This is a genomic window from Achromobacter sp. B7 (genome assembly GCF_003600685.1).
Classification (GTDB): domain Bacteria; phylum Pseudomonadota; class Gammaproteobacteria; order Burkholderiales; family Burkholderiaceae_B; genus Achromobacter; species Achromobacter spanius_B.
Window position 1 is genome coordinate 657,063 of sequence record NZ_CP032084.1, and the last position, 16,870, is coordinate 673,932.

General features: G+C 64.4%; 19 protein-coding genes. 3 read left to right on the forward strand and 16 right to left on the reverse strand.

The annotated features are described in order from the left end of the window. Position 1: 1 nt before the first annotated feature. From DVB37_RS03000 to DVB37_RS03015, 4 genes are all read right to left on the reverse strand, one after another. Positions 2-268 (reverse strand): hypothetical protein, encoded by a 267-nt coding sequence (locus DVB37_RS03000; RefSeq protein ID WP_104145144.1) that lies wholly within the window; start codon positions 266-268, stop codon positions 2-4. 41 nt (positions 269-309) lie between these two features. Further along, the gene (locus tag DVB37_RS03005) at positions 310-1,812 is read right to left on the reverse strand and encodes a TAXI family TRAP transporter solute-binding subunit (protein WP_046806140.1); all 1,503 of its coding nucleotides are present in this window, start codon (positions 1,810-1,812) and stop codon (positions 310-312) included. Continuing rightward, on the reverse strand, positions 1,809-3,017 hold the full coding sequence (gltS, locus tag DVB37_RS03010; RefSeq protein WP_104145142.1) for a sodium/glutamate symporter: 1,209 nt from the start codon (positions 3,015-3,017) through the stop codon (positions 1,809-1,811). The genes DVB37_RS03005 and gltS overlap by 4 nt, the downstream gene beginning before the upstream one ends. 175 nt (positions 3,018-3,192) lie before the next feature. Next, complete coding sequence (locus DVB37_RS03015; RefSeq protein ID WP_104145141.1) at positions 3,193-3,693, reverse strand: N-acetyltransferase; 501 nt, start codon at positions 3,691-3,693, stop codon at positions 3,193-3,195. Positions 3,694-3,965: 272 nt separating this feature from the next. Between DVB37_RS03015 and DVB37_RS03020 the strand changes: the two genes are divergently transcribed. Further along, complete coding sequence (locus DVB37_RS03020; protein WP_046806143.1) at positions 3,966-5,018, forward strand: glycosyltransferase family 2 protein; 1,053 nt, start codon at positions 3,966-3,968, stop codon at positions 5,016-5,018. Between the two features lie 60 nt (positions 5,019-5,078). On the opposite strand, the gene DVB37_RS03025 is transcribed toward DVB37_RS03020, so the two are convergent. Beyond that, on the reverse strand, positions 5,079-5,471 hold the full coding sequence (locus tag DVB37_RS03025; protein WP_082134564.1) for a GtrA family protein: 393 nt from the start codon (positions 5,469-5,471) through the stop codon (positions 5,079-5,081). A 36-nt stretch (positions 5,472-5,507) separates the two neighbouring features. Between DVB37_RS03025 and DVB37_RS03030 the strand changes: the two genes are divergently transcribed. After that, positions 5,508-6,317: a ChbG/HpnK family deacetylase gene (locus DVB37_RS03030; RefSeq protein WP_120153792.1), complete on the forward strand. Its 810-nt coding sequence runs from the start codon at positions 5,508-5,510 to the stop codon at positions 6,315-6,317. A 19-nt stretch (positions 6,318-6,336) separates the two neighbouring features. On the opposite strand, the gene DVB37_RS03035 is transcribed toward DVB37_RS03030, so the two are convergent. Continuing rightward, on the reverse strand, positions 6,337-7,215 hold the full coding sequence (locus DVB37_RS03035) for a LysR family transcriptional regulator (RefSeq protein WP_104145140.1): 879 nt from the start codon (positions 7,213-7,215) through the stop codon (positions 6,337-6,339). Between the two features lie 94 nt (positions 7,216-7,309). On the opposite strand from DVB37_RS03035, the gene DVB37_RS03040 reads away from it, so the two are divergent. Next, on the forward strand, positions 7,310-7,867 hold the full coding sequence (locus DVB37_RS03040; protein ID WP_120153793.1) for a multidrug/biocide efflux PACE transporter: 558 nt from the start codon (positions 7,310-7,312) through the stop codon (positions 7,865-7,867). On the opposite strand, the gene DVB37_RS03045 is transcribed toward DVB37_RS03040, so the two are convergent. From DVB37_RS03045 to DVB37_RS03090, 10 genes are all read right to left on the reverse strand, one after another. Beyond that, complete coding sequence (locus DVB37_RS03045) at positions 7,842-8,492, reverse strand: GntR family transcriptional regulator (protein ID WP_046806146.1); 651 nt, start codon at positions 8,490-8,492, stop codon at positions 7,842-7,844. The genes DVB37_RS03040 and DVB37_RS03045 overlap by 26 nt on opposite strands. Continuing rightward, positions 8,492-9,457 (reverse strand): branched-chain amino acid ABC transporter permease, encoded by a 966-nt coding sequence (locus tag DVB37_RS03050; RefSeq protein WP_120153795.1) that lies wholly within the window; start codon positions 9,455-9,457, stop codon positions 8,492-8,494. The genes DVB37_RS03045 and DVB37_RS03050 overlap by 1 nt, the downstream gene beginning before the upstream one ends. 1 nt (position 9,458) lies before the next feature. Next, on the reverse strand, positions 9,459-10,361 hold the full coding sequence (locus tag DVB37_RS03055; RefSeq protein ID WP_104145139.1) for a branched-chain amino acid ABC transporter permease: 903 nt from the start codon (positions 10,359-10,361) through the stop codon (positions 9,459-9,461). 9 nt (positions 10,362-10,370) lie between these two features. Continuing rightward, complete coding sequence (locus tag DVB37_RS03060) at positions 10,371-11,576, reverse strand: ABC transporter substrate-binding protein (protein WP_104145138.1); 1,206 nt, start codon at positions 11,574-11,576, stop codon at positions 10,371-10,373. Between the two features lie 70 nt (positions 11,577-11,646). Continuing rightward, positions 11,647-12,372 carry an ABC transporter ATP-binding protein gene (locus DVB37_RS03065; RefSeq protein WP_104145137.1) on the reverse strand — a complete coding sequence of 242 codons (726 nt, stop codon included), beginning with the start codon at positions 12,370-12,372 and terminating at the stop codon, positions 11,647-11,649. Continuing rightward, positions 12,365-13,120 carry an ABC transporter ATP-binding protein gene (locus DVB37_RS03070; protein ID WP_120153798.1) on the reverse strand — a complete coding sequence of 252 codons (756 nt, stop codon included), beginning with the start codon at positions 13,118-13,120 and terminating at the stop codon, positions 12,365-12,367. Before DVB37_RS03070 ends, DVB37_RS03065 begins: the two co-directional genes overlap by 8 nt. Positions 13,121-13,207: 87 nt before the next feature. After that, complete coding sequence (locus DVB37_RS03075) at positions 13,208-14,119, reverse strand: dihydrodipicolinate synthase family protein (RefSeq protein WP_046806151.1); 912 nt, start codon at positions 14,117-14,119, stop codon at positions 13,208-13,210. 130 nt (positions 14,120-14,249) lie between these two features. Next, entirely contained in the window at positions 14,250-15,137 is an 888-nt protein-coding gene (locus DVB37_RS03080) for an alpha/beta hydrolase (RefSeq protein ID WP_046806172.1), read from the reverse strand. A 136-nt stretch (positions 15,138-15,273) separates the two neighbouring features. After that, the gene (locus DVB37_RS03085) at positions 15,274-15,918 is read right to left on the reverse strand and encodes a LysE family translocator (protein WP_120153800.1); all 645 of its coding nucleotides are present in this window, start codon (positions 15,916-15,918) and stop codon (positions 15,274-15,276) included. Then, on the reverse strand, positions 15,915-16,835 hold the full coding sequence (locus DVB37_RS03090; RefSeq protein ID WP_046806153.1) for a DMT family transporter: 921 nt from the start codon (positions 16,833-16,835) through the stop codon (positions 15,915-15,917). Before DVB37_RS03090 ends, DVB37_RS03085 begins: the two co-directional genes overlap by 4 nt. Between the last annotated feature and the right edge of the window lie 35 nt (positions 16,836-16,870).

A 16,870-nucleotide genomic window follows, 5' to 3' on the forward strand; every position in this document is an offset into this window, starting at 1 on the left:
CTTATTCGCCCAGCGCTTTTTGCAGGATTTCGGCCACGATGTCGTTCGCGGACACGCCACGTTCGGCAGCCAGCGCGCGCAGCTTGTCGGCGTGCGCCTGCGACAGCTTCAACGGAAACGGCACCAGGCCGGCCGCCTGATCCAGCTTGCGCTGCTCGCGGCGGTCGGGCGCTTGAGAAGCGACGCCGAAGCGGTCGGGGGTGGCGGATGCCTTGAGCTGGCCGGCCAGCTTCAGGGCCTGGGTTTTTTGAAGATCAAATTTATTCATGGAAATTCCTGATTAGGAGCGCAATCATAAGCGCATCCGGATCAGCGCGGTTTGGCGAGTTCCAACGCGGCCAGGCCTTCTTCGGCCCCGTCGTGCAACGGGACGGTCAGGCCGCGTCGCGCATTGGCGATCGACACCTGCGCGCCCTGCGCCGAGCCGGCCGCCAGCAAGTCCTGGCCGGTCTGGTAGACGGCGCGAACCACCATCAAGGCTTCATCCCGGGTCAGGTTTGCCGTGGTCAGCATCAGTGCGGCGGTGCCCACCGTGGCAACCGGAGCGGTTTGGTTGGGATAGGTGTCCGCGGCAATCTCCAGGGGCATCAGGGCGCTGTCGTTGCCGGTCAAGGACTTGATGGCGGCCGGGTCCAGCGGCAGCAGCTTCAAGCGCGCCTCGGTCAGCGCGTCGCGCAGTGGCGTGGCGGGCACGCCGATGACCTGCGCGGCGGCATCGACCGTCCCGGCGTTCAGCGCGGGCAAGGACGCCGCGAAAGGCGTGTCGATGACCGTGTAGTCGCGCCCCGGCTCCAGGCCATGGGCGGACAGCACCGCTTGCAACGTGGCGCGCACCGCCGAGCCCTCGGGGCCCAGCGCAATCTTCTTGCCCTTCAAGTCGCGCACGCTGCGCAACGCCGGATCATCACGCACCACGATGTGGACAAGTTCGGGATACAAGCTGCCCAGCGCGCGCAGGCCGCTGAACGGCCCCTGGTCGGCGAATGGGCCGCGACCCTCGTAAGCCAGGCGCGCCGTGTCGGCCTGCGCCAGGCCGACCACGGCGTCGCCGCTGCGCAGCAGGGCGATGTTTTCGGCGCCGCCACCGGTGATCAGCGGGGTAACGCGGATTTGCCGGGCGCGCGCCACGGCGCTCAGCGCGCGGGCAAACGCCACATATTCGCCGCGGTCTGGCCCACCCGCCAGCGGATAGCCTTGTTGCAACCGCGCCAGCCGGCCGTTGATGCGCGCCACCGAGCGTTCCAGCTCTTGCTGCACCACGTTCTGCGCGGTGCTCGATGCGCTGTAGGCCACGGAATGGGTGATCTGGTCGAGCGTGTCCAGCAACTGCCGCGTAACGGGCGGGGGCGCGCCCGTATCCAGCGACGGCGCCTCGGCGGCTTTGAAACCGGCGGGCGTAATGAGCTTCCAGGTATCGCCTTCTTTACGGTAGATAGCGCTGGCGTGCGCGACGATGCGGTCCCCCGCCTGGTTGCCGCCGGACTTCACGCCGATGATGCTGCGCGGGCCCGCGCCCAGCAATGTCACCAGCGAGGCCGCGCCGGGCTGGTCCCAGGCACCCAGGGTCATATCCCGGCCCAAGGTCAATTCGACGTCGTAATACACCACGCGTCGGCTTTCACCGGCGGGGGCCGTGCTGTCGCTGGCTGAACCCCTGCGCTTGAGATCGGTGATGCGGAACAGGCCCTGGCCGTACGTGGTGGCCAGGGCGGTGTCGACGTCCGTGCGCAGCGCGTCGGCGTCGGGCGCGCGGCCGCAGGCGGCCAGCAGCAGGCAGAACGCGATCAATACCAGGCGTTTGAACATGGTCACATCCCCCCTACGAAGGGCAAGGAGATCAGCGACGTCAGCACGATCACGTTCAGGATGTCGACCAGGAACGCGCCGGTGACCGGCACCACGATGAAGGCTTCCGGCGCGGGTCCGTGACGGCGCGTCAGGGCCTGCATGTTGGCGATGGCGGTGGCGGTGGCGCCCAGGCCAAAGCCGCAGAACGCCGCCGACATGATGGCCGCCTCGTAGTCGCGCTTGAGCAACCGGAACACCACCCAGGCAGCGTACAGCGCGCAGAACAGGGTTTGCACGACCAGCATCAAGGCCAGCGGGCCGGCCAGGCGGGCCACGCTGGACAGGTCCAGCGTCATCATCGTCATGCCCAGGAACAGCGACAAGGAAATCGTTCCGATGATTTCGGTGGCCCGGTCGTCCAGCTTCAGCCCCAGGCGCGCGCCGCCGTTGCGGATCAGCACACCGGTGGCCAGGCACCACAAGAAGTTGGGCAGGCTCACGGGCGCGCCCTCGACCAGCATGGCCAGGTAGCCGCCGACGACCAGGCAGACGAAGGCGGCGGTCATCGACACAATGAACGAACCGGCGGTGGGCGGTTCGGCGGGTTCGGCAAGGTCGGGCGCGACCTGGCCGTCGCCGGCCTTGTGGTCCAGACTGCCTTGCAGTTTGTGCCGGCGCATGAGCCATTCCGCGACGGGGCCGCCGACCACGCCGCCCAGCACCAGGCCCAAGGTGGCGGATGTCATGGCCAACGCCATGACGTCCTGGATGTTGTTGAAGTCGGCAAAGCGCGTGGCATAGGCCGCGCCGGTTCCGTGCCCGCCCACCAGCGTGATCGTGCCGCCCAGCAGGCCCATCAGCGGGTGCATATCAAGCAGCCAGGCCATGCCCAGCCCGACGGCGTTTTGCAGAATCAAGAAGGGAATCAGCGCCAACAGGAACGCGATCAGCCGGGGGCCGCCCTTGGCCAGCAGTTTCAGATTGGCGGTCAGCCCGATAGAGCCGAAGAACAGCAGCAGCAGCGTGGGCCGGATGCTGGTTTCCAGCGAGACCGAGACGCCGCCCCAGTTCGCCAGCGCATACGCCAGGATCGCGAACAACAGGCCGCCAACAATAGGGTCGGGGATGCTGTATCGGCGCAGGATGCCGATACGGGTGGTAAGCACGCGGCCGATGACCAGCACCAGGCAGCAGGCAAGCAAAGATTGAACGGGCGAAAGGGAAATCATAAGAACCTTCGCGCCCCGGCAGGGCGCAGCAAGTCGGACTATCGGAACCGTTGCCGCCACATCGTTCGGGATTGCGGCCCTATATTACGACCGCGAATTGGCGATGTATAGGAAAGCGGCAACTCGCGGGGCCAGTCGTGCAAGGCCTTCGCAAATAAGGGGCTACAGCAAGTGGCTACAGCGGGAAGTCGCGCGTCATGTAGCGGGCGTCGGGGCCGTAGCCCGCCAACTTGTCGGCCAGATCGCGCATGCCGTCCATGGCGGACACGGGCCGATAGCCGTGGCGCAGCCAATAGCCCACCGCGGACTGCAATGAAACCAGACTGGCGCGACGCAAGCCGCTTTGCATTGCGCGCGCAGCGCCCGTTTGCAGCAGGGACTGGGCCACGCCATGCCCTTGCGCACGCGGGACCACGGCGCAGTCGTGCACGAACCAGTGTTTGGCCGGCGAAGGCAATGCCGTCAACGCCACGCCCAGCGCCGGGGGCAGCCCGGCATCCCAGGGATACGAAACCAGGTAGCCCAGCAGGGTGCTGCTGTCAGGCGCGGACGCCACCCAGCAATGATCAGGCGCAAGCTGCAAGCGGTTTAAGAAGAACTCCGCGCTTTCAAGCAGGAAGTCGGGGTAGGCCAGGGTCTGGGCATCCAAGATGCCGTCCACGTCGCTGGCCAGCATAGGGCGGACTCGGTATTGCATGACTACCTGTAGGGACAAAACAGCCGCGCATTTTACCGATGCGGGAAGAAACGTCGGTTCAATGGGGTCAGGAAATAGGGGTCGGATAAAGACCGGTTGGTCAAAAAACCGGTGCGCGCGAAGTGACGGAAGAGGGAACTGCGGGGGCGTTCCTGCCTCGGCGCCGTGTTGCGGGCATTTCATGAAAATTCGACGAGACGCTACGCATACTGCCGGTCATAGCATTCCCGTATTCCCAGACCTTTCGTCTTATGCACATCCAATACCGGCCCGATCCGATTCCTTCGCAAGTGCTGGCCAAAACGTATCCTCTGGAAGCGCTTTGGTCCGGCAAGGCTGCCGTGGTGCCTTACGACGCCTGCGTGACGTGCGTCATCCCGTGCCTGAACGAAGCCGAAAACCTGCGCGTCTTGTTGCCGCTGTTGCGCAGCCGTTTGCAGGCGCTGTGCACGCGCTGGGAAATCATCGTGGCCGACGATGGCAGCACGGACGGCACGGAATCATTGATGGGCGAATGGACTCAGCACGAGGGTTTTCGCTACGTCCAGCTATCCCGCAATTTCGGCAAGGAAGCCGCGCTTAGCGCAGGGCTGGAAGCGGCCACCGGCGACGCGGTGATCTGCCTGGACGCCGACCTGCAACACCCGCCGGCGTTGATCGAACAGATGCTGGCACGCTGGGCGGCAGGCGCCGAAATGGTTTATGCCGTGCGCGAAACGCGTCAAGACGAGTCGTGGTTGAAGCGATCTGGCGCACGGTGGTTCTACAAGCTGCTGAGCAGCGCGCGCGGCGTGGATGTGCCGGCGCATGCAGGCGACTTCCGCCTGATGGACCGTGGCGTGGTCGATGCGCTGAACGCATTGCCCGAGCGCACGCGCTTCATGAAGGGTTTGTACGCCTGGGTCGGTTTCAAGGGCGAAGCGTTGCCCTACACGCCGGACGAACGCATGCATGGCAATAGCCGCTTCAGCGGGCTGCGCCTGTTCCGTCTGGCCTTGGATGGTTTGACCGCCTTCACGACCTGGCCGCTGCGTTTGGTCAGCCTGGTTGGCGTGGCTTTCGCGTTGGTGGCGATGTCTTACGCCGCTTATCTGGTGGGCGATTATCTGCTGTCGGGCAATCCCGTGTCTGGCTGGACCACCATCGTCACCGCCGTGCTGTTCTTTGCCGGCGTGAATCTGATTTCGTTGGGTGTGGTGGGCGAATACGTTGCCCGCATCTTTGACGAAGTCAAAGGCCGGCCGCTGTACGTGGTGCGCCGCCGCCAAGGGCGGCCCGCCGACAGCGGCGCGCGGCCCCTCTGATTCTTGCGCCGCCGCGCAGCGCGCGGGCACCCGCCAATGCCTTGCATTGCATCGCAACCATTACGCGGTGGGCTTGCGAAACGCCCACAGACGGCTCGCGATGAATGTGGCGAACGCCAGCCCGATCAAGATCAATGCCAGCAACACGTCGTAGCGGATGCTGGTGGTGTGCAGCAGCAGCGCGTAGGCCGATTCGTTGATGAAAAAGCCCGCCGCTGAAATGAAAAAGAAACGGCGGATCGCTATGGTCCAGGGTATTTGGGCATGTCTGAACGTAAGCCGATAGTGGCCGGCAAAAGATACGACGAAGGCGACCAGCCAGCCGATCAGGTTGGCGGCCAGCGGGGGCAGGGCGAAGGCTTCGACGCAGCCGACAGCCACCGCCCAATGGGTGGCGGCAGCCGCGCATCCGACGGCGACAAACAGGCTGATCTGACGAAGCAAGGCGCGCATGAGTGCCCAAGTGGAATGGAACTGCGAGGAAATGCAATGAGCAAACGAGTCATAGTCTGCGGCGACGATTTTGGCATGAATGCCGACATCGATGAAGGCATGATTGCGTTGGCCGACATGGGGCGCATCAGCGCTGTCAGCTGCTTGTCGCTTGGCCCGACGTTTGCCGCCAACGCTCGCCGGCTTGGCGCGCGCAACGTGGATATCGGCTTGCATGTGAACCTGTCCGAGTCGCTGGGCGCGGATGCCGAACCGATGCCGTCCTTGAGCAAGCTCATCATCAGCGCGTACACAGGGCGACTGGACGCGGCCTGGGTGCAAACGCAATTGAATCGCCAGTTCGACGCCTTTGAAGCCGCCCTGGGGCGCGCGCCCGACTATATCGACGGCCATCAACACGTGCACCAGCTGCCGGGCGTGCGCGATCAAGTGTTGGCGCAACTGAAGCGGCGCTTTGGCGAACGACGCCCGTGGCTGCGCCAGACGGCGCCGGGCATGCTTAGCGGCATCCCCATGAAGGAAGCGATCAAGGCGCGCATCATCGGCGCGTTGGGGGCGGCAGCGCTGGCGCGTCAGGCAAGCCGCGACGGCCTGCGCACCAATCGCCGGCTGCTGGGCGTGTATGGATTCGACGGCGGCAAGCGGCGCTATGCCGGCCTGCTGCAGAACTGGCTGTTCAATGCGCGCGATGGGGATCTGCTGATGTGCCATCCCGCGATGAATAGCCAAGAGGGCAGTGCCATGTCGCGACAACGGCGCGCTGAATTCGACGTGTTGGCCAGCCCCAAACTGGGTGATTGGATGAACGCCAACGGCGTGCGCATTTCACGTCTGCCCACGCACTGATCGCTACGCCGCGCGGGCATCATGCCGGCGTGTTGTCTGCCCGGGTCAGGCTTTCCAGCAACCATGCCCCCGCCGGCCCCAGCGCGCGGCGGGTAGACCACACGGCGTCGACGCGTATGTGGCGCGGCCAGCCGGGCACCGTCAGTTCCACCAATTGGTCGCGGCCAAAACGCTGAATCATCCAGCGAGGCAGCTCGGTCCAGCCGAACCCCAGGCTGGCCATTTCCAGCAGCATCAGATAGCCGGGCGCGGACCACGTTGCGTGGGGCGGCGCCGTGTCCTTGTCGTCCAGTTCGTAAGTGCTGAGCCGCAATTCGCGGTGCGTCTTGAGCTCGTCGTTGCTGACGGCGGGACGGTCTGCTAGCGGGTGCCCGCGACCCACGCACAGCACGATTTCGGATCGTTCCGGCAGCGTCGCATGCGCCACGTCCGGGGGGTAGTCGTCTTGCGCCGCCATCAGGCCCAGGTGCGCGCGGCCTTGCTGCACCAACGCCACCACGTCTTCATACTCCGCAATCAGGCATTCGAAGCGCAGCGCGGGGTAGCGCTGGTCGATCTGGCTGAGCATGTTCTCAAAGGTCTTGGACTGGAACGTGTCCGACAGCACCACGGTCAGCCGGGGCTCAAGCCCGTCGGCCAACTGATTGGCGCTGCGGTTGAAGCGATCGTTCGCGGCCAGCACCTGCAAGGCCTGGCCCAGCAGTACCTGGCCTGCTTCGGTCAGGGCGGGTTGCCGCTGGCTGCGGTTGAACAGCGTGACGTTAAGGTCTACTTCCAGGTTGGCGATGGTTTCGCTGATGGTGGACTGGCTCTTGCCCAGTTTCCGGGCAGCGGCCGAGAACGAGCCTTCAGAGGCAACCTGGGCGAACGCGGCCAGGGATTCAAGAGAGTGGCGCATGGATTATCGGGAATTCCGATGGATAGTATCTTTATCGTAACGGAAATGTCGTGGAAAATCGCTTCCATTCTGACAAACCGACCGCAGGCGGGTCATGCAAGCCACTCACACCCCTACCCAAAAAACGCAAGTCACCAAAACGCTCAAAGAGCGTTTTTTTCACGCCTTCCTGTTTGAAATCCTGGCCATCGGCCTGTGCGCGCCGGCCGCTGCCTGGGCCATGGGCAAATCGCTGTTCGAAATGGGCGTGCTCACCGCCGTCATCGCCTGGATCGCGCTGGTCTGGAACATGATCTACAACGCCGGCTTCGACCGCCTGCAAAACCGCCTCGGCTTCGTGCGCAACATGCGCATGCGCGTGGTGCACGCGTTTGGATTTGAGCTGGGCCTGATCCTGATCGTGATTCCGTTGGCGGCCTGGTGGCTGGACATCAGCCTTTGGGAAGCCTTTGTGCTGGATATCGCGTTGGTGCTGTTCTATCTGCCCTACGCATTTCTGTACAACTTGGCCTATGACCGGTCCCGTCCGCGCGTCATGGCATGGCTGGGACGCGGCAAGGCGCAAGCCGCGCCGGCCGACGCTGCCGGTATCGCTCCGGCCGTGGCGCCGGCGGGGGCTGCCGCCGTTACGCGTCAATCACCTTGCGCGTAAACATTTCCAGGTAGTCCATCAACGAATCGGCGCCCTTGATGGCGTCGGCTTCGTTGCCGGTGGCAATGCCTTGCGCCATCAGCATGTGGCGGCGCGCGCCTTCCGCGATGTCGCCTTCGTGCTGATAGGCGTACCAAAAGCGCCGGCACTGGATGATCAGCGGTTCGACCGCATTTACGGCAGACACATTACGGCAAGCCAGATGACAGACGTGGTCCAGCAATTGGTCTGCGTGCATGTAGTCGTCAAGGTTGCCGCCTTCCGAGGCGCGAATCATCTGCGCGGCGCATTCCACGATCTGGGTGCGCTGCGCGGGCGTGGCGCGGCGGGCGGCGCTGGCGGCGATCAATTGTTCCAGCGCGCGGCGCGTCTGGATCAGATCCATGTGGTCGGCCAGCTGGATCATCGATACGCGCAAGCCGCGCCGGGGCTCCTGGCGGATCAGGCCAGCCGCCACCATGCGCAGCAATGCTTCGCGCAGGGGCGTGCGCCCCAAGCCGGTTTTCTCGACAAGTTCCGCTTCCACGACCGCGCTGCCAGGCTGCAATTGCAACGTGGCGATCATGCTTTCGATCTGGTCGTAGGCGACGTCCGCGGCGCGCCGTTTGGGTTCTGCTCCTGCCATCAATTATTGTTTTCCTTCGTTTTGCGCCACTGCGTGTACGCCAGCCATTCGCCGACGAACCCGCGTCGGAAGAACGACACGCACAACACGAAAATCAGCCCGATGACGATGGTGACAACATCGCCCAGGGTGGCAAGATAGTTCTGCAGGCTGACCACCAGCGTAGCGCCCACGACAGGGCCCCACACCGTGCCGATGCCGCCCAGCAGCGTCATCAGCAGTACTTCGGTGGAGGTGGCCAGCGACACGTCGTTCAGGGCCACCAATTGCAGCACCAGCGCCTTCAGGGAGCCGGCCAGGCCGGCAACCGACGCGGACAGCACGAAGGCCAGCAGCTTGCACCGATCCGTATCGTAACCTAGCGAAATGGCGCGCGGCGCGTTGTCCCGAATGGTCTTGAGCACCTGCCCGAAGGGCGAATGAATCACCCGGTAGACGAACAGAAAGCCCAGCACGAACACGCCCAGCGCGAAGTAATACATGTTGGTGTCTACGCTCAGGTCGACCAGCCCCAGGAACGTGCCGCGCGGAATGCCCTGCATGCCGTCCTCGCCGCGCGTCCAGCCGACCTGCACCGCCATGAAGTACGCCACCTGCGACAGCGCCAGCGTGATCATCGCGAAATAGATGCCGGTGCGGCGGATGGCCAGCCAGCCTATCGCATACCCGATGGCGGCCGCCATGGCCACGCCGCACACAATGGCAAGCTCGGGCGGCAGGCCGCGTGCGCCGAACAGGATCATCATTTCCCCCGCCGCGTAGCCGGCCCAGCCAAAAAACGCGGCGTGGCCGAAAGACACCAGGCCGGTAAACCCGGTCAGCAGATTGAAGGCCAGCGCAAACAGCGCAAAGCACAACACCTTCATGACGAACACCGGGTACACGACCTGGGGGAAGAACGGCACCAGCAGCGCGGGCACCAGCAGCAAGGCCAGGATGCGAATGGAAAACGGAATGCGCGACACCTTATTTCTCCTTGCCGAACAAGCCAGCGGGGCGCATCAACAGCACGACGGCCATCACGATGAACACGACAACGGTGGACGCTTCGGGATAGAACACCTTGGTCAGCCCTTCCAGCAGCCCGAGCGCCAGGCCGGTGACGATGGCGCCCATGATGGAACCCAGCCCCCCGATCACCACCACGGCGAACACGATGTTCAGCAGGTTGGACCCCATCAACGGGTTGATCTGCATGACGGGCGCGGCCAGCACGCCCGCCACGCCGGCCAGCGCCACGCCGAAGCCGTACGTCAGCGTGATCATCACCGGAACATTGACGCCGAACGCCTGTAGCAGCTTCGGGTTCTCGGTGCCGGCGCGCAGCATGGCGCCAAGGCGGGTGCGCTCGAACAGGTACCAGGTCGCGATGCACAGCGTCAGCGACGCCACCACCACAAAACCTCGGTACGCCGGCAAGAACATGAAGCCCAGGTCGAAGCCGCCTTGCAGGATCTCGGGCGGCTCATAGCCCACTCCGGAAATGCCGTAGAAGTAACGGAAGCCCCCTTCCATCATCAGCGCGATACCGAAGGTCAGCAGCAGCCCATACAGGTGGTCCAGGTGGTACAGCCGCTTGAGCAGTGTCTTTTCGATCAGGACGCCCACCGCGCCCACCACCAGGGGCGCCAGGATCAGCGCGGCCCAGAAGTTGACCTGCACGCCGGGGCCCAGCAATTGCGGCAGCTGCGTGAAGCCGATCCACGCCAGGAACGCCGCCATCATGAACTGCGCGCCGTGCGTGAAGTTGACGATGTTGAGCAGGCCGAAAATGATGGCTAGCCCCATGCTGAGAATGGCGTAGAAGCAGCCGTTGATCAGCCCGACCAGCAACTGGGCCAACAGGGCGGGGAGCGAGATGTCGAACATGGCGCGGGCTTAGGACTTGTTCAGCGGGCAGGCGGCCTGGGGCTTGGGGAACACGTCCTCGCCCTTGAGTACCGACTTCACGTTGTAGTAGTCCCACGGGGCCTTGGACTGCGCGGGCGTTTTCACCTGCAAGAGCAGCATGTCGTGCACCAGTGCGCCGTCCGCGCGCAGATGGCCGTTGCGGATCACGGCGTCGTTGATGGTCATCTCGCGCAGCTTGGCCATCACGGCGGGCGCGTCATCGGTGCCGGCGGCTTCGATCGCCTTCAGGTAGGACAGCGTGGCGGAATACACACCGGCCTGCGAGGCGGTCGGCATCTTCTTGGCTTTTTCGAAGAACTTCTTGGCCCATGCGCGCGAGGCGTCGTCATAGTCCCAGTAGAACGCTTCGGTCAGGTACATGCCCTGCGCCTTGGGCAGGCCCATGCTGTGCACGTCCGAGATATACGTCAGCAACGGCGCCACGATCTGCTTCTTGTTGATGCCGAATTCGTTCGCTTGCTTGACGGCGTTGACCGTGTCGTTGCCCGCGTTGGCCAGCGCGATCACGTCGGCCTTCGATGCCTGGGCTTTGAGCAGGAACGATGAAAAGTCGTTGCCGGGGAAGGGGTGGCGCGACACGCCCACGACCGTTCCGCCGTTTTCCTTGATGACTTCCGTTGCGTCCTTTTCCAGCGAATGGCCAAACGTGTAATCGGCCGTGATGAAGTACCAGGTCTTCTTGCCTTCTTGCACCAGCGCGCGCGCGGTGCCGGCGGCAAGCGCGTACGTGTTGGTGGTCCATTGCGCATTCAGCGGCGAACATTTTTCGCCCAGGATGGCGGTGGACAGGCCCGCCGAGGGCATCGTCACGCGGTTTTTCTGCTTGGCGATTTCCATCACGGCCAGCGCGGTGGATGCGGTGGGAAAGTCGGTGATCATGTCGACCTTGCCCTGGTCAAACCACTCGCGCGCCAAGTTGGCGGCGACGTCGGGCTTGTTCTGGTGGTCTGCCGCCACCACTTCCACCGGTTTGCCCAGCACCTTGTTGCCCATCTCTTCGGCGGCCAGGCGCGCGGCGATCACCGAGCCGTTACCGGCCAGGTCGGAATACACGCCGGACAGGTCGGTCAGCACACCCACCTTGACGACGTCGTCGCTGATCTTTGCCTGCGCGTGGGCGGCGCCGGCGACACCCAGGGTTAGCAACGCTGCTGCAATTCGGTTCAATTTCATCTGACTACGCTCCGTGTAGGAAGGGGCACTGCGGTCGGAAGGAATACGGAAAAACCAATACGGCAAAACTTCAAATGCCCAGCAAGGTGTTCAGCTTGTCCTGCGATTGCTGGACGTCGGCACGGTCGATCACGGCAACCACCTGGCCATGTTCGATGACGTAATGGCGGTCGGCCAGGTGCTGGGCGAAGCGGAAATTCTGTTCGACCAGCACGGTGGTGTAGCCGCGCTCTTTCAATTGCCGGATCACGCGGCCCAGCGACTGCACGATCACAGGCGCCAGTCCTTCGGTGATTTCGTCCAGCAACAGCAGGCGAGCACCGGAGCGCAGGATGCGCGCCATCGCCAGCATCTGCTGTTCGCCGCCTGACAGCCGCGTGCCGGGGCTTTGCGCACGCTCTTTCAGGTTGGGGAACATCGTGTAGATCTCTTCCACCGACATGCCGTCCGGCCCCACCGAGGGCAGCAACATGAGGTTTTCCTCCGCGGTCAGTGACGCGTAGATGCCGCGCTCTTCAGGGCAATAACCGATGCCCCGGCGCGCGATCTTGTGAGTGGGCATGCCCACCGTTTCCTGGCCCTGCACCTTGATCGAGCCGCTGCGGCGGCCCACCAGGCCAAGGATGGCTTTCAGCGTCGAGCTGCGGCCCGCGCCGTTGCGGCCCAGCAGCGTTACGCATTCGCCGGGCTTCACGTCCAGGTCGATGCCATGCAGGATGTGCGATTCGCCATACCAGGCGTGCAGGTTGCGGATTTCAAGCAGGTTGCCGGACCCGCCGGCGTGGGCGTTATTCATCGTCGGCTCCCATGTAGGCCTCGCGCACCGCCGGGTTCATCGATACGGTGGCGTAGGGGCCTTCCGCCAGGATCTCGCCCCGTTGCAAGACGGTGATGGTGTCGGAGATGTCCGCCACCACTTTCATGTTGTGTTCGACCATCAGGATGGTGCGTCCCGCGGATACCTGCTTGATCAGGTGCTTGATGCGGTCCACGTCTTCGTGGCCCATGCCTTGCGTGGGTTCGTCCAGCAGCAGCAGCTCGGGTTCAAGCGCGAGCGTGGTGGCGATTTCCAGGGTGCGCTTGCGGCCATACGGCAAGTCGCCCGCGGGCACCTCCAGATGCGTGCGCAGGCCGACCTGGTCCAGCAGTTCCTCGACGCGGTGGTGCAGGCTTTCCAGCGTGCGTTCCGACCGCCAGAAGCAGTAGTCCACGCCCAGCTTGCGCTGCAAGGCAACGCGCACGTTCTCGCGCACCGACAGTTGCGGAAATACGGCCGATATCTGGAACGATCGGACGATGCCCCGGCGCGCGGTCTGGGCGGGGCGCTCTGCCGTGATGTCGACGCCGTCGTACAGGATTTCGCCGCGCGTGGGGATGTGGAACTTGGTCAGCAAGTTGAAAAACGTGGTCTTGCCCGCCCCATTCGGGCCGATCAGCGCATGGATGGCGCCGCGCCGCACGTTCAGGTCGACGTTATTGACTGCCACGAAGCCGCGGAATTCCTTGGTCAGGCCACGGGTCTGAAGGATGATGTCGCTTTGCATGGTGTCCGATGAGCGTGCGTGGAGGCGGCCCCGGAACACCGCGCCGCGCGGCCTTCCGGGGATGGTGCCGCGGGCGGGTGGGGTGGCTTACGTCGACTGGTAGGCTTTGGGGCGCTTGGCTATCGCGGCCTGGATGATGGCGGTGCAGCGCTCGCGTTCCGCGCCGACCAGGGGCAGGCGCGGCTTGCGCACATGCTCGTTGCCGACGCCGGCCAGCGTTTCGGCCAGCTTGATGTTCTGCACCAGCTTGGTGGAAACGTCCAGGTGCAACAGCGGCGTGAACCATTGATACAGCGCCAACGCCTCTTGCCACTTGCCAGCTTTCATCAGGTCATACAGCGCCACGGTTTCGCGGGGGAATGCGGTCACCAAACCGGCCAGCAGCCCGTCTGCGCCCAGCGCCAGCGCCTCGAACGACAGGTCGTCCACGCCGATGAACAGCTGATAGCGCGTGCCCAGCGCATTGCGCAGGTCGGTCAGGCGGCGGATGTCGTCGCTGCTTTCCTTGATGGCGACCAGCCAGGGGCAGTCGGCCAGCTCGACCATGTGCTCGGGCTTCAGATCCACGCGGTAAGCAACCGGGTTGTTGTAGATCATGCAGGGCTTTTGCGCGGCTTCGGCCATGGTGCGGATGCTTTGCATCGCCTCGCGCGCGTCGGCGACGTAGATCAGCGAAGGCATCAGCATGAAACCGTCCACGCCGAGTTCGACTGCTGCCTTGATAAATCGCACCGCTTCGCGGGTGCTGGTCTCGGACACGTTGGCCAGCACGGGAATGCGGCCCGCGCTGACTTCGACAGCGCAGCGCGTGACTTGGAGCTTTTCTTCCAGGGTAAGGGTGCTGGCTTCGCCCAGCGAGCCGCAGGTGACCAGACCGTGAACCCCGTTGTCGATCAAGAAGCCGAAATGCTTGCGCATGGCTTCGAAATCCAGCGATTCGTCGGCGTGGAACTTACTGGTTACGGCAGGATATACGCCCTGCCAACGCACGTTACTCAACTGGCTTCTCCTGAAGATGCCGTCGCTTCAAGGGGGAGCGGCGAACAGGAGAAAGTCTAATATCCGTTAAATATATTTAGTAGATATTTTTATATGGGAGTTTCCCGATAGCGGGTTTTCCCGGCGCGCGTCAGCCCGATTTACGGGAGTAGGCGCGCGACGCGTCCTGCATGAAGGTTTTGACGGCCGCGTCGTATTGCGGGCCACTGCGGAAGGCGCCTGAGTGCGAAGCCCCTTCTATCTTGACCAGGCGCTTTAACTCGGGCGCCACGTTGCGCGCGGCGGCGAAGAGTTCGTCGCTCATGGTGTGCGGCACGACACGGTCGGCGGTGCCGTGCATGAACAGCATCGGCGTGTGCAACTGCGCCAGCTTTTGCACGGAATCGAAGGGCTGCGTGACCAGCAGCCCCGCGCCCGGGACCTTGCCCCAACGCAACGTGCCCAACATGGCGCCGATGCTGGTGAAGCTGGATTCCACGATCAGACCCGCAAAGTCAGGTTGCTCGGGGCGCGCCGCCAAGTCGATGGCGATGGCGCCGCCCAGGCTATGGCCGTAGACGAAGCGGCGGGCGGGATCGGGTTGCAGACGGGCCAGCTCTTTCAAGCCGGCCATGGCGTCTTCCAACGCGCTTTCTTCCGACGGCAGGCGGGGGGTGGACGCGCCAAAGCCGCGATAGTCGATGGCCAGCACGGAATAGCCCATGCGGGTCCAGCCATCGATGCGAAAGGCGCTGCCGTTCAGGTTCCAGCGCGCGCCGTGCAGATACAGCACGGTAGGCGCGCCCGCGCTGGGGCTTTGCCAATACCAGGTGCGAATCTTGTCGCCGTTGGCCAGCGCCAGGTCGTAGACCTTGGTGCCGGCGGCCGGTTCGCGCCACCAGGTCTGGGGCTCGGACTGCGGTGAAAAGATCGTCTGGCGTTGCCAGGAATCCAGCTGCGAGCAGCCGACCACGCTGGCGGCGGCCAGCACGGCGGCAATGAACAATCGGCGGGGGGAAAAGCGGGGCAGGGCGGGCATGGACGATATGACCCTGTCGGGCCGGCTGGGTTCCGCCGTCAGCATACTCCTGGACGTGTCGCGCCCGTCAATGAGAGGCTGCCCGAGGCTGCCGGCCGCCATCCCTGGCCGCGCCTGCTGTCGGGGCGGCCTCGGCTTAATGCATCAAATCCAGTGCCACCGGATACAGGGACGCCACCAGCAGCAGCGCCATGCCGACGTTGAACGCGCGTACGGCCCAGGGCTTGTGCAGCACGCGGCGCAGCGCCGTGCCGAAGGTCACCCACACGCCGATGCTGGGCAGGTTGACCACGCCGCACACCACGGTGGCGATGACCAGGTTGGCAAAGAATCCATTCTGAGGCGTGTAGGTGGCCACGACGCCCACCGCCATCACCCAGGCCTTGGGGTTGACCCATTGGAACGCGGCGGCTTGCAGGAACGTGAACGGTTTGCCGCGCGCTTCGCCATCTTCCATGTCGCCGGAATTGGCGATCTTCCAGGCCAGGTACAGCAGGTAGGCCGCGCCGGCATATTTCAGCACCGTGTACAGCGCGGGCACCTGTTGGAACACCGATCCCAGGCCCACGCCCACCAGGAAGATCATCAAAGTGAACCCCAGGTTCACGCCCAGCAAATGCGGCAGGCTGCGGCGGAATCCAAAGTTCAGCCCCGACGAGGCCAGCATCACGTTGTTGGGCCCCGGCGTTATCGAGCTGACCAGCGCGAACAGCGCCAGCGGCCCCAACAGCGACGCGGAAGCCAGGGGCACGTCCGCCCAGTTGGTTGGGAACAGAGTCATTTTTTGGTCCTTACGATGGCGCGGCGTCCGCCGGCGATAACGGCGATCACGGTGGCGGCGAACACGAACGTCGACGCCTCCACGGATTCACCAAACAACAATGCGGCCGCCACGACAGTCAGGAACGGTTGCAACAACTGGACTTGTCCCACGCGGGCGATGCCGCCCACGGCCAAGCCGCGATACCACGCGAAGAACCCTAAAAACATAGATCCGAACGCCAGATACGCGCAAGCGGACACCACGGCCGCGCTGGGCCAGTGGGCCTGCGCCGCCATCCAGCCCACGGGCGCCGCTACCACCGGCGCGCTGATCGCCAGCGCCCAGCAGATGGTGCGCGATCCGCCCAGCGTACGCGCCGCGCGGCCGCCTTCGGCGTAACCCATGCCGCCCAGCACCACGGCAACCAGTAGCCACAGATAGCCGGTGGTCAACGTGCCGTTGCCCTGGCGCAGCGCATACACCGTGACCAGGGCCGCGCCGGCTGTGGCCCACGCCCAGAAGGCGGCTGACGGCCGCTCGCCACTGCGCAGCGCGGCAAATGCGGCGGTCGACAGCGGCAGCAATCCATTGAACACCGCGCCCTGTGCGGACGGCACGGTCTGCATCGCCAGCGACGAGGCCAGCGGCCACCCCACCACTATGCCCAGCGCCGCCAGGATGACGCCCGGCCATTCCTGCCGCGTCGGCCGTCGGCTACGCGTGATCCACAGCAGGGCCACTGCCGGTACGGCCGCCACCAACGCGCGCCCCAGGCCCACCAGCAGCGGCGCCAGTTCCGCGACGGCCAGCCGCGTCATGGGCAGCGTCAACGAAAAGACCAGTACACCCAGGAACCCGTAGCCATAGCCTTCCCAGACAGGGGGTGGCGCGGCGGGCGCCGTCTGGGCCGAGGGGTAAAGCGCGGATCGGGACATGATGGTTGCCAAAAAAATTCTGAAAGGAACGGAAG

Coding starts and splice junctions, on each gene's coding strand:
- DVB37_RS03000 (WP_104145144.1), bottom strand. CDS start 268: ATGAATAAATTTGATCTTCAAAAAACCCAGGCCCTGAAGCTGGCCGGC.
- gltS (WP_104145142.1), bottom strand. CDS start 3,017: ATGATTTCCCTTTCGCCCGTTCAATCTTTGCTTGCCTGCTGCCTGGTG.
- DVB37_RS03015 (WP_104145141.1), bottom strand. CDS start 3,693: ATGCTGGCCAGCGACGTGGACGGCATCTTGGATGCCCAGACCCTGGCC.
- DVB37_RS03020 (WP_046806143.1), top strand. CDS start 3,966: ATGCACATCCAATACCGGCCCGATCCGATTCCTTCGCAAGTGCTGGCC.
- DVB37_RS03025 (WP_082134564.1), bottom strand. CDS start 5,471: ATGCGCGCCTTGCTTCGTCAGATCAGCCTGTTTGTCGCCGTCGGATGC.
- DVB37_RS03030 (WP_120153792.1), top strand. CDS start 5,508: ATGAGCAAACGAGTCATAGTCTGCGGCGACGATTTTGGCATGAATGCC.
- DVB37_RS03035 (WP_104145140.1), bottom strand. CDS start 7,215: ATGCGCCACTCTCTTGAATCCCTGGCCGCGTTCGCCCAGGTTGCCTCT.
- DVB37_RS03040 (WP_120153793.1), top strand. CDS start 7,310: ATGCAAGCCACTCACACCCCTACCCAAAAAACGCAAGTCACCAAAACG.
- DVB37_RS03045 (WP_046806146.1), bottom strand. CDS start 8,492: ATGGCAGGAGCAGAACCCAAACGGCGCGCCGCGGACGTCGCCTACGAC.
- DVB37_RS03055 (WP_104145139.1), bottom strand. CDS start 10,361: ATGTTCGACATCTCGCTCCCCGCCCTGTTGGCCCAGTTGCTGGTCGGG.
- DVB37_RS03060 (WP_104145138.1), bottom strand. CDS start 11,576: ATGAAATTGAACCGAATTGCAGCAGCGTTGCTAACCCTGGGTGTCGCC.
- DVB37_RS03065 (WP_104145137.1), bottom strand. CDS start 12,372: ATGAATAACGCCCACGCCGGCGGGTCCGGCAACCTGCTTGAAATCCGC.
- DVB37_RS03070 (WP_120153798.1), bottom strand. CDS start 13,120: ATGCAAAGCGACATCATCCTTCAGACCCGTGGCCTGACCAAGGAATTC.
- DVB37_RS03080 (WP_046806172.1), bottom strand. CDS start 15,137: ATGCCCGCCCTGCCCCGCTTTTCCCCCCGCCGATTGTTCATTGCCGCC.
- DVB37_RS03085 (WP_120153800.1), bottom strand. CDS start 15,918: ATGACTCTGTTCCCAACCAACTGGGCGGACGTGCCCCTGGCTTCCGCG.
- DVB37_RS03090 (WP_046806153.1), bottom strand. CDS start 16,835: ATGTCCCGATCCGCGCTTTACCCCTCGGCCCAGACGGCGCCCGCCGCG.